Source organism: Aeromonas sp. R10-1 (genome assembly GCF_040908465.1).
Lineage (GTDB): Bacteria > Pseudomonadota > Gammaproteobacteria > Enterobacterales > Aeromonadaceae > Aeromonas > Aeromonas caviae.
Map to the genome: position 1 here is coordinate 455,446 of NZ_JBFODT010000024.1, position 10,841 is coordinate 466,286.

The 10,841-nt window shown below is 63.4% G+C and carries 8 protein-coding genes and 1 pseudogene; 4 read left to right on the plus strand and 5 right to left on the minus strand.

From position 1 onward, the window contains the following. Positions 1 to 70: 70 nt before the first annotated feature. A complete protein-coding gene (locus AB5Y93_RS13495) occupies positions 71 to 961 on the minus strand; it encodes a LysR family transcriptional regulator (protein WP_368229597.1) in 891 nt (296 codons plus the stop codon). Between the two features lie 115 nt (positions 962 to 1,076). Here AB5Y93_RS13495 and AB5Y93_RS13500 point away from each other — a divergent pair, with 115 nt between their 5' ends. The 3 genes from AB5Y93_RS13500 to AB5Y93_RS13510 are packed head-to-tail and all read left to right on the plus strand — an operon-like array spanning position 1,077 to position 3,876. Further along, complete coding sequence (locus AB5Y93_RS13500; protein WP_368229598.1) at positions 1,077 to 2,228, plus strand: methionine aminotransferase; 1,152 nt, start codon at positions 1,077 to 1,079, stop codon at positions 2,226 to 2,228. 8 nt (positions 2,229 to 2,236) lie between these two features. Beyond that, complete coding sequence (locus tag AB5Y93_RS13505) at positions 2,237 to 3,052, plus strand: carbon-nitrogen hydrolase family protein (RefSeq protein ID WP_368229599.1); 816 nt, start codon at positions 2,237 to 2,239, stop codon at positions 3,050 to 3,052. Positions 3,053 to 3,105: 53 nt separating this feature from the next. Next, entirely contained in the window at positions 3,106 to 3,876 is a 771-nt protein-coding gene (locus AB5Y93_RS13510; RefSeq protein ID WP_201894225.1) for an ABC transporter substrate-binding protein, read from the plus strand. 92 nt (positions 3,877 to 3,968) lie between these two features. Here AB5Y93_RS13510 and AB5Y93_RS13515 read toward each other — a convergent pair whose 3' ends face one another. Beyond that, a complete protein-coding gene (locus AB5Y93_RS13515; protein WP_368229601.1) occupies positions 3,969 to 4,682 on the minus strand; it encodes an AcvB/VirJ family lysyl-phosphatidylglycerol hydrolase in 714 nt (237 codons plus the stop codon). Between the two features lie 10 nt (positions 4,683 to 4,692). Continuing rightward, complete coding sequence (gene mprF / locus AB5Y93_RS13520) at positions 4,693 to 7,248, minus strand: bifunctional lysylphosphatidylglycerol flippase/synthetase MprF (protein WP_368229602.1); 2,556 nt, start codon at positions 7,246 to 7,248, stop codon at positions 4,693 to 4,695. A 219-nt stretch (positions 7,249 to 7,467) separates the two neighbouring features. Here mprF and AB5Y93_RS13525 point away from each other — a divergent pair, with 219 nt between their 5' ends. Beyond that, positions 7,468 to 8,178, plus strand: coding sequence for a metallophosphoesterase (locus AB5Y93_RS13525; protein WP_368229604.1), 711 nt, complete (start codon positions 7,468 to 7,470; stop codon positions 8,176 to 8,178). An 809-nt stretch (positions 8,179 to 8,987) separates the two neighbouring features. Here AB5Y93_RS13525 and AB5Y93_RS13530 read toward each other — a convergent pair. Both AB5Y93_RS13530 and pykF read right to left on the minus strand, forming a co-directional pair. Next, positions 8,988 to 9,252 (minus strand): annotated as a pseudogene (locus tag AB5Y93_RS13530) (leucine zipper domain-containing protein); the annotation flags it as partial. Positions 9,253 to 9,413: 161 nt separating this feature from the next. Further along, on the minus strand, positions 9,414 to 10,826 hold the full coding sequence (pykF, locus tag AB5Y93_RS13535) for a pyruvate kinase PykF (RefSeq protein ID WP_279986846.1): 1,413 nt from the start codon (positions 10,824 to 10,826) through the stop codon (positions 9,414 to 9,416). Positions 10,827 to 10,841: the final 15 nt, after the last annotated feature.

Consider the following 10,841-nt stretch of genomic DNA (forward strand, 5'->3'; position numbering starts at 1 on the left):
CCTTTAATCGGCCAGCGGCCATCACCATGACAACAGCCCCGCCCGCGGGGCTGTTTCATTTCGCGTCCCCTCAGGGATGACCCTCCCCCTCCAGCAGCCAGTGACAGACCCGCTGCACCCCGTGGCGCCGGCTGTCGGGGCGGGCGAGCAGGGCGTATTCGTGATCCGTCTCCAGCACGGGAGCAAAGGGGGCGACCAGGGCGCCGCTCTCCAGCTCCTCGGCCACTATGGTGGGATCCCCGAGAGAGAGGCCAAACCCCTGCAAGGCGGCATTCATCGCCAAGTCCAGGGTATCGAACAGCTGCCCCCCCTGGGGCTGCCAGGGGATGTCGAGGAAGGCGGCAAACCAGTTGCGCCAGTCCCGCCTATCGGCGCTGGCATGGATGAGGGGCAGCAGGGGCAGCTCGTTCAGGTCGCGCTCGAACAGACGGTGCTTGGTAGCAAACGCCGGGGCGCAGACCGGGGTCAACCGTTCCCGAAACAGGGGCTGGCTGTGGGGATAGCGCCCCAGGCAGGGCTGGTAGACGATGGCGAGATCGAAGGGCTCCCGGGAGAAGTCGATGCCATGGCTGTGGCTGCCACGCACCTCCACCGCCTCCCCCTCGAACGCCTGCAACCGCCGCAGCAGCCAGCGGCTGGCGCAGGAGGGCACCTTGATGCTGATCGCCTGCTCGTGGGGCAGGGCCTGCAAGGCGCTGAGCCCCTCCCCCATGCGGGCCAGCCCTTCACGAACGAAAGGCAGCAGCCGCTCGGCGGCGGGGGTCAAGGTGAGACAACGGGTGCCACGCACGAACAGCAGGTGGCCCAGGCGCGCTTCCAACTGGGCGATCTGCTTGCTCACCGCCCCCTGGCTCACGCACAGCTCGTCGGCGGCCAAGGTAAAACTCAGGTGGCGGGCAGAACACTCGAAGACCTGCAGGCCATAGAGAGGCAACTGAGTACGCGGCTGGGTGGACAACATGACAAGCCTCCATGCTTGAGAAAAACTCATGCATACCATGCCGAATAATCCGTTGTCCGGCAAGCCTTGGGGGGGCTAAAAAGGGACCTCTTTCACACACGCAGGTGACGGCGCCATGTCCATCCCCCAGGTTTCCAGCAAACTGCCCCAGGTGGGCACCACCATCTTCACCGTGATCGGGGATCTGGCCGCCCGCCACCCCAGCATCAACCTCTCCCAGGGGGCGCCGAGCTTCCCCTGCGATCCCGAGCTCATCCGGGTGACCCACGAGGCCATGCTGGCCGGTGAAAACCAGTACGCCCCCATGACGGGGCTGCCTGCCCTGCGCGAACAACTGGCGGCCAAGATTGCAGCCAGCTACGGCCATCACTATGACGCGGGCGAGGAGATCACCATCACCGCCAGCGCCAGCGAAGCCCTGTTCTGCGCCATCACCGCCCTGGTTCACCCCGGCGACGAGGTGATCATGTTCGAGCCGGCGTTTGACAGCTACCGCCCCATGATCCAGTTGCAGGGAGCCACCCCTGTGGTGATCGCCCTCAAGGCGCCGGATTTCGCCATTCCCTGGGACGAGGTGGCCGCCCGCATCACCCCCCGCACCCGCATGATAGTGCTCAACACCCCCCACAACCCCACCGGCACCGTCTGGCAGGCAGGGGATCAGGAGCGCCTCGCCCGCCTGGTGCGCGGCACCGACATCCTGATCCTCTCGGACGAGGTGTACGAGCACGTGGTGTTCGACGGCGCCCTGCACCAGAGCGTCATCCGCTATCCGGAGCTGGTGGAGCGCTCCGTCGCCGTCTTCTCCTTCGGCAAGACCTTCCACGTCACCGGCTGGCGGGTGGGCTACTGCGTGGCTCCCCGTCCCCTGATGGAGGAGATCCGCAAGGTGCACCAGTTCGCCATGTTCGCCGCCGACACCCCCATGCAGTACGGCTTCGCCCACCTGTTGCAGCAACCGGCCCACTATCAGGGGCTGGCAGCCTTCTACCAGCGCAAGCGTGACCTGCTCGCCTCGGCCCTGGCGGATTCGCGCCTGACCCTGCTCCCCTCGGCGGGCAGCTTCTTCATGCTGGCGAGCTACGAGCGGGTAAGCGACGAGCCGGACAGCCTCTTCGTGCAGCGGCTCATCCGCGATCACGGGGTCGCCACCATTCCGGTCTCCGCCTTCTATCACGACGGCACGGATCAGCGGGTCATCCGCCTCTCCTTCTCCAAGGATGACAACACCCTGCTGGCGGGCGCCGAGCGCCTGTGCGCCGTCTAGGGGGCACCATGGATTCATTGCGCGTTGCCGTCCTCCAGATGGTCTCCGGGGATGACCTTGATCACAACCTGGCCCAGGCCGAAGCGTTGCTGCGTCAGGCCGCAGCCGAGGGGGCCGAGCTGACCCTGCTGCCCGAATATTTCTACCTGATGCCGGTCGATGAGCGGGCGCGAGTGGCCCTGGCCGCCCCCGTTGACGATCACCCCCTGCTGGCCTGGGTACAGGGGCTGGCCCGGGAGCTCGGGCTCTGGCTGCTGGCGGGCACCCTGCCCCTTGAAAGCGAGGAGCCAGGCAAGATGCACAACAGCAGCCTGCTCATCGACCCGCAAGGGCAGCTCGCAAGCCGCTACGACAAGCTGCACCTGTTTGGCTTTTGCACCGGGCAGGAGCAGTATGACGAGGCCGCGACCATGACCCCGGGCCGGGAGGTGGTGAGCCATCCCCTGCCCTGGGGCGTGCTGCGCATCGGGATCTGTTACGACCTGCGCTTCCCGGAGCTGTTTCGCCTGGGGCCCGCCCCCGATTTCATCGCCCTGCCCGCGGCCTTCACCCACACCACCGGGCTTGCGCACTGGGCGCTGCTGCTGCGGGCCCGTGCGGTAGAGAACCTGGCCTTCGTGTTCGCCAGTGCCCAGGGGGGACACCACCCCGGTGGGCGGCGCACCTTCGGCCACAGCATGATCATCGATCCCTGGGGCCGGATACTGGCCCAGGTAGAGGAGGGTCAGGGCATGGCCATCGCCACCCTGGATCTGGCGGCACAGCGCACGGTGCGCAGCCAGTTGCCGGCCCTCACCCATCGCAAGATAGCCGTCGGCCCTTGAGGCCGGCACCCTTTAGCACGCTAGGAATGACACCACACTTCAAGGGACTGACCATGAAACTCAACACACTGATGATGCTGATGGCCCTGGCCACCGCCGGCCAGGCCGCCGCCAAACCCCTGGTGATCGCCACCGATGCCACCTATCCCCCCTTCGAGATGGTCGACAGCAACGGCCAGCTCGGCGGCTTCGAGGTCGATCTCGCCTATGCCCTGTGCGCGGCCATGAAGACCGAGTGCGAGGTGATCAACCAGCCCTGGGATGCCCTGCTGCCGGGCCTGCAAGTGCGCAAGTACGACGCCATCATGTCCTCCATGAACATCACCGACGAGCGGCGCCAGAAAGTGGACTTCAGCCAGGTCTACTACATGATGCAGAACCGCTTCGTGGGGCGCAGCGACAAGGCGGCCGACTTTGCAGACGATCCGGCCCACTTCAAGGGCAAGGTGATCGCGGTGCAGGAGGGCACTCCCCAGGACAACTTCATCACCGCCCGCTACGGTGAGGTGGCCAAGATCAAGCGCTACGTCAACGCCCAGTCCCCCATGCTGGATCTGCAGTCCGGCCGCGCCGACTACACCTTCGGCAACATGGTGCAGTTGAAGGTGGGCTTCCTCGACAAGGAGATGGGCAAGCAGTTCGCCTTCGTCGGTCCCCAGTTCAACGGCACCCAGGACAAGATCCTGGGAGAAGGGGTGGCGGTGGCCCTTCGCAAGAACGATGACAAGCTCAAGGCTCGCTTCGATGCCGCCATCGAGAGCGTCAAGGCCGACGGCACCTTCAACACCCTGCTCAAGAAGTACCAGCTCGAAGATCTGCTCTGATCCCGGCATGCCGGCCCCCTGGACAGTTGCAAGGGGCCAAGGCAACAGGGCGGCCATTGGCCGCCCTGTGTCGTTTTCCCGGCCTCTCGCCGTTATTGGGCCAGACCCAGGTGCGCGGCAATCTGCTGGTACAGGGTCTTGTAGTTGTCGTCGAAGTGGTGGGAGCCCGGCAGGGTCACCGTCGTCACGTTCGGCTGCTGCAAGCGCGGACAGAGTTTGACCTGGGAGTCATCCTCCGCCCCCTGCATGCAGAGCAGCGGCAGAGTCTGGATGCGTGTCACCTCCGGCAGGGTGGGATAGCGGCCCCCCTTGTCGTGCACCACCATGTCGCTGACGTGGATCTCGAAATCCGACGCCGTCGAGGGGGAGAGCATCACGGCCCCCGCCAGGCTGTCGCGATAGGCTGGCGGCAGACGATTGATGACGAAGGGCACTATCTCGGCGCCAAAGGAGAAGCCCACCAGCAACCAGCGCTGGCGCCCCCAACGGGACTGGTACTCGGTGAGGATGCGCACCAGATCCGCCGTCGCCTGCTCCGGCGTCTTCTTCTTCCAGTAATAGGAGAGCGAGCTCCAGCCCACCACCGGCATGCCGTGGGCCTGCAACTGGGCGCTGAGCCCCTTGTCCAGCGCCGCCCAGCCGCCATCCCCGCTCATGAAGACCACCATGGGGGCAGACGAGGCTTGCGCCACCGGCAACTCCACCAGCCCCAGATCCGCGCCGACCCGGCCCGGTTGGGCGGCCACCGCCGGCAAGGTGAACGAAGAGACGAAACAGCAAATCAACAGCAACAACATGGCTCTCATGGGCCAACTCCTATTTTTTCATGAGCCCGAAGGGGCCGCGACTGATGAGGGAGACGAGATGAGTCAGGGTCCGGGGCAGCACCAGATGACCGGTACAGAGCAGGTAGCGGGGCTCCCACCTTGGGCCGAACTTCTCCTTGTAACGCCGCAATCCCTGGAAGTTGTAGAAACGGCTGCCCCGGGTGAACAGGGTGTTGCCAAGGCGGGCCCAGTAACCGCCGAGGGGGTTGTCGTTGAAGCCCGACATGGGGGCCATCCCCAGATTGAAGCTGGCATAACCCTCCTGCTTGCCCCACAGCAGGAGCTCGACAAACAGGAAATCCATGACAGGCGCCGCCCCCGTGTCCAGGCTGTAGCGCATCAGATCGATGGAGAGGCTCTCCTTGTTGTCGCTGGTCCAGAGGTTGGCAAACCCGACGATCTGCCCCTCCCGCCGCACCAGCGCCATCGGGTTGAGGGTGAGGTAGGCGGGATCGAAACTGCCCACGGAGAAGCCCTTCTCCCTGCCCTGCTTGCTGTGCAGCCAGCTGTCGGAGATCCCCTTCAACTCGGGCAGCAGGGGGGCAATCTCACCGGGGGCCACCACCTCGAAGCGCAGCCCTTCCCGCTTGCCCTTGGCGTGACTCTGGCGCAGGTTGCGCAGGCGACTGCCGGCGAGATCGAAGCTCGGCAGATCCACGATGGCCTCCTCCCCCAGCTTGAAGGGGATGAGCCCGAGATCCAGATAGACAGGCAGATAACGGGCCGACACCTGGTAGAAGACCGGGCTGACGTCGTGCTCGTCACAGCGCTCACGAAACTGCCAGAGCAGCTCCTCCACCAGGGAGGGCTGGCCGACGGGATCCCCCATCACTATCCAGCTGCTGCCCTCGGCCCCGTACATAAGGAAGGCCTCGCCGCTTGGGTGGAACAGCAGGGACTTGTCCCCGAGCTGGGCCAGGTAGCCGTGGCCTCCTCCTGCCCGCATCACCAGCCCATGGGCACGGGAGAGCGCCTCGGCATCCGGCTTGCCGACGGCCAGGCGCAAGGGGGCCAGCAGATGGGCCACCCCGACCACCGCCAGCACGCCGATGACACTCCCCATGGCGCGCAGGGCGCGGGAGGCGGCCCCGGGCCCGTGGGCCGAGACGTGCAGCCAGAGGGAGGGGTCGTACTCCACATGGCGATAGGAGAAGAGCAGCAACCACAAGGCCCCCAGCAGCACGGCCCCCACCGACATCAGCCAGGAAGGGGTGAACCGGGCGTGAAGCAGGGAACCCTTGCGATAAAAGAGAGGGCGGCAGGGGGTGATGATGAGCAAGAAGCCCCCGAGCAGCAGGGCCGACTCCCAGTCAAACCCCTTGAACAGGGAGAACAGCATGCCAAGCCCCAGCAGCCACTGGGTGATCCTGAATGCCCCGTCATGACGGCGGTAGAGGCTGTGGGCCAGCAACAGCAGCAACACGCCGCTGACGCTGCCGAGCACATGGGAGAGCTCCAGCAGGTGCAGGGGCAACACCTCCAGGAAGGCTTCGATCCGCCCCCTCATGGTCGGGATCATCCCGGAGCAGAGCAGCAGGGTACCCGCCGCGAAGGTACCCATGCTCACCAGGGCGGGCACAAACTCCCGGGTCGCCATCATCACCCCCTGCAGCCGGTGCAGGCGGGCCCGCTGTTGCAGCAGCTCCTGACCTGCGAACAGCAGCAGGGCACAGAGGAAGGGCAGGAAGTAGTAGACGCAGCGGTAGATAAGCAGGGAGGCGAGCAGCTTGTCCACCGGCAGATAGTGGGCGAGCAGCAGGCTCATGCTCGCCTCGAAGACCCCGATGCCCCCCGGCACATGGGCCAGCACCCCGAGCAGACTGGAGAGCACGAAGGCACTGAGCAGCACCGGATAGGGCACGCTGCCCGATGGCAGCAGCACATAGAGCACGGCGGCGGCGGCCATCCAGTCAAGCAGGGCGATGAGCAGTTGCAGCAGGCGGTATCTGATGCGCGGCAGGAACAGCGGGTGTCCGCGCCAAACCAGGGCAGCCCCCGGCCACACCAGATATGCCAGCACCGTCAGCAGGGCCAGGCTCCCCGCCAGTTGCAACAACCCGGTCGCCCAGCGGGGCCAGTCCACCAGCAGGGCCGCCCCCTGCCCCAGCAGCAGGGCACTGCCTCCCCAGCCCAGCAGACCGAGGAAGAAGGTGATGGAGCAAAAGAGGATCACCCTGGCCACCTCCCCGGTGCCAAGCCCCAGGGAGGAGTAGAGCCGGTAGCGTACCGAGGAGCCGGTGAGCAGCGCAAAGCCCAGGGTGTTGGAGAAGGTGTAGGCGATGAAGGAGGTCATCCCCACCTGCTGCCAGGGCAGTCGCTTGTCCAGCACCTTCAGGGCCAGCAGATCGTAGCAGCAGAGGCAGCCATAGCTGAGCAGGGTGAGCAGCAGGGCCCCCCCCAACTGCGGCAAGGGTTGTGACCAGATGGCCTGGCGGATGTCGTGCCAGTGCCACAGGTGGGTCAAATGATAGAGGACGGTCAAGGCCGCCCCCAGCAGCAGCAGGCTGCACAGGGGGCCTATCCAGATCAACAGCTGACGCCGCATTCAAGATTCCTGTCAAAAAGCGTGGAGAAAGAGAGGCTCCGAAAGCGGGCGGACAAGGCGCCCTCCCGGAGTGACTCCCCCACAGGCAGCGCGTGACGCCGCACGTTCACGGGGGCAATCCTATGATTTACCAGGCCCTGCCCGCTCGCCACTTTTCTTCTGTAACCTTATGTACAGGCAGACAAAACATCCCCGTCCGGGATAGAGGCAGGAGACGCCATGACACCCTCCCCCCTGATAAGACGCTTCCCCCAAAACGCCCAGGGGCGCGATCTGGCCGTCGGCGACATCCACGGCCACTTCGCCCTGTTGCAGCAGGCCCTCGACACCCTGGATTTTGATCCCGCCCGAGACCGTCTCTTCAGCGTCGGGGATCTGGCGGATCGCGGGCCCGAGTGCAGCGAGGTGATCCACTGGCTGGCCAGGCCCTGGTTTCACCCGGTCTGCGGCAATCACGACGACTACGTCTGCCGTTACGAGAGTTGCGATCGGGAGAACTGGATCCGAAACGGCGGCGGCTGGTTTCAGCAGCTGACCCCTGCCAAGCAGGCGGCGTTCGCCGTCCACTACCGCAGCCTGCCACTGGCCATCGAGGTGCAGACCAGCCAGGGACCCGTCGGGCTGCTTCACGCCGATTGCCCCTTCTCCTCCTGGCAGGGGCTGCTGGACCAACTCGATGCCGGGGTGAGCGGCGGACGGCTTCGGGCCATCAAGAACGTCTGCCTCTGGTCAAGGCGCCGTATCGAACGGCTGGACGAGGACGGGGTCGCGGATCTCGCCGCCCTGGTGGTGGGCCACACTCCGGTGAGGGTGCCGGTGCGCCTTGGCAACGTCCACTACATCGACACCGGCGGCTGGTATCCCGAGGAGGGCGGCTACTTCACCCTGCTGGACCTCAATACCCTGACCCCTCACTTTCCCCTGCCCTGAGCCGGACCGATGGGATGACCAGGCTCAAGGACAACGCCCACTGCCCATTAAAGCGCCAGGCGAACGCCCCGGACTTCGCTCTGCCAGCGCGATGGTTTACCATGCAGGCAATTGCGGTGCATGGCACCCCCACCCAGGCGCCAGGCGCCGCCGTCATCGGATACTCCTTTCGAGCAACATGAGCACATCAGCGCACCCGGCCAGCGGGCCCACGTTCTACTTCCACGTTTTGCAATATGTGTTTTTTAATGAACTGATTTATAAAGGTTTATGCTTCTTACGCTGCTGAACGTGGTACACAATTGGGACATGATGAAATTTGAGGACCATTTCTACAGATAGTAACGGTGTTCGTTTGAGTAACTTAACCGTCAGGACTTCATCCGCTTTGGCCGCAAAAATACAAGGTAAGGCCAGTTCAGCTGTTTCATATGTGAAACACAACATGCAGAAGTTCGTGACCATAAACTGCAGAAGTTCAATTTGTAGTTATATTTCAATGCATTGAAGCAGAATTAAAACAAAACCAAACGAGTCCTCAATGCTCATCTCTGTAGAAAGCACCAATCAACAGCCCATAGACCAACCGCATTCGGTCATCCCGGCCCAGCAATACACCGAACAATATCTCGCCTCTTGCCGGGTCGACCCCATGCCAGAAACACCAAATGGCGCTTCCGCCACATCCTGCCTAGCTAGTTCTTACGCTTACTGCGAGAGATGGGTGAGACCTGTGGGAAACGCCCGATGGCACGATTAATGCGGCATGATGGTTTACATTTCACACAGGCTACCACCACCATCCCATGACTGATGGGTCGATAGGTTTGTTGATGCTTGCGCAGTTCGATAATCCCTGTTGGCGCTGGTCATCGATGGCATGGGGGCAAGAAGAGTGACCGAGCAAGCCATCAGGTCCCTCCTTACGATATCGAGTGAGCCACTTGTCAGTTGCTCGGATAGTGACTCGGCAGCGTGATCCGCCTCTTCAACACGCAGGCCCTGTTCAAGGACGCGCCCGACAAGAAGCTGTCGACCAAGGACGGTTAAGTGGACATTTTTATGGTGGTTCACTCGCACATCTCCGACGATTAGTTTGGTTGGCGCCTCCAATTCTCCGGTAATGCCCCGAGTGAACAACCTGCAGAGAGATCACAGCTAGGGAGACCATATTACCCCCGATATACAGAACCCCCGATGTACCACATCGGAGGCTCTTGGTGATTAGAAGATGCTCAGAGCATATGAACGGAGGCGGTGTTGGTGGTGCCGCTCGGTACCAGGGCACCGGAGACCATGACAACCACGTCACCCTTCACGCCCATGCCGATTTCCAGCGCGGCTTCTTTGCCGATGCGATAGAAATCGTCGGTGGAGGCGATGGAGTCGACCACGTGAGTCACCACACCCTTGGTCAGCACCAGCTGGGCAGCGGTCTTCTTGTTGGTGGTGATGGCCAGGATCCAGGCTTTCGGGAAGTACTTGCGGATGGCCTTGGCAGACTTGCCGCCTTCAGTGGCGACCACGATCAGCGGGGCGTCCAGCTTCTCGGAGGTCTCGACCGCGCCTTTGCAGACCGCTTCGGTGATGCGCAGCTTGTTGCTGTCGTTGGCGGCAGACAGGTTGGACGGCATCACGGAGTCGGTACGCTCGCAGATGGTGGCCATGATGGTCACGGCTTCCAGCGGGTACTTGCCCTTGGCGGACTCACCGGACAGCATGACGGCATCGGTACCGTCCAGGATGGCGTTGGCCACGTCGCCGGCTTCGGCGCGGGTCGGACGCGGGTTCTTGATCATGGAGTCCAGCATCTGGGTGGCGGTGATGACCACTTTGCGTGCCTTGTTGCACTTCTCGATGATCATCTTCTGGGCGAAGATCACTTCTTCCACCGGGATTTCCACACCCATGTCGCCGCGGGCGACCATGATGCCGTCGGACACGGCCAGGATCTCGTCGAAGTTGTCCAGGCCTTCCTGGTTTTCGATCTTGGAGATGATCTGGATGGCCTCGCCACCGTGGGCCTTCAGGTGCTCACGGATTTCCAGCACGTCTTCCTTCTTGCGGATGAAGGAGGCGGCCACAAAGTCGACGCCCTGCTCGCAACCGAAGATCAGGTCGCGCTTGTCTTTCTCGGCCAGGGCCGGCAGCTTGATGGAGACGCCCGGCAGGTTGATGCCCTTGTTCTCGCCCAGATCGCCGTTGTTCAGGACTTTACAGATCACTTCGCGTTCGGTGATCTCGATGACGTCCAGGCCGATCAGGCCATCGTCAACCAGGATACGGTTGCCGACGCGCAGGTCGCTGGCAAAACCGGCATAGGTGACGGCGACTTTGTCTTTGTTGCCCACCACGGTCTGGTCGGTGGTGAAAGTGAAGGTCTGGCCGGCGACCAGGGAGACGTCGTTGCCGCCTTCGAGCTTGATGGTGCGGATTTCCGGACCCTTGGTGTCCAGCAGGATGGCTGCGTGCTTGCCGGTTTCGGCCATGACAGCGCGCAGGTTGCTGATGCGACCACCGTGTTCGGCGTAGTCGCCGTGGGAGAAGTTCAGGCGCATGACGTTCATGCCGGCATCCAGCATCTTGCCCAGCATTTCTTTGGATTCGGTCTTGGGACCGATGGTGCAGACGATTTTGGTCTTTTTCATGTCAGTCTTCATGGT

Excerpts from the sequence above, each read along its gene's own strand:
- pykF (WP_279986846.1), bottom strand. The coding sequence starts at position 10,826 with ATGAAAAAGACCAAAATCGTCTGCACCATCGGTCCCAAGACCGAATCC.
- AB5Y93_RS13500 (WP_368229598.1), top strand. The coding sequence starts at position 1,077 with ATGTCCATCCCCCAGGTTTCCAGCAAACTGCCCCAGGTGGGCACCACC.
- AB5Y93_RS13510 (WP_201894225.1), top strand. The coding sequence starts at position 3,106 with ATGAAACTCAACACACTGATGATGCTGATGGCCCTGGCCACCGCCGGC.
- AB5Y93_RS13495 (WP_368229597.1), bottom strand. The coding sequence starts at position 961 with ATGTTGTCCACCCAGCCGCGTACTCAGTTGCCTCTCTATGGCCTGCAG.
- AB5Y93_RS13515 (WP_368229601.1), bottom strand. The coding sequence starts at position 4,682 with ATGAGAGCCATGTTGTTGCTGTTGATTTGCTGTTTCGTCTCTTCGTTC.
- AB5Y93_RS13525 (WP_368229604.1), top strand. The coding sequence starts at position 7,468 with ATGACACCCTCCCCCCTGATAAGACGCTTCCCCCAAAACGCCCAGGGG.
- AB5Y93_RS13505 (WP_368229599.1), top strand. The coding sequence starts at position 2,237 with ATGGATTCATTGCGCGTTGCCGTCCTCCAGATGGTCTCCGGGGATGAC.
- mprF (WP_368229602.1), bottom strand. The coding sequence starts at position 7,248 with ATGCGGCGTCAGCTGTTGATCTGGATAGGCCCCCTGTGCAGCCTGCTG.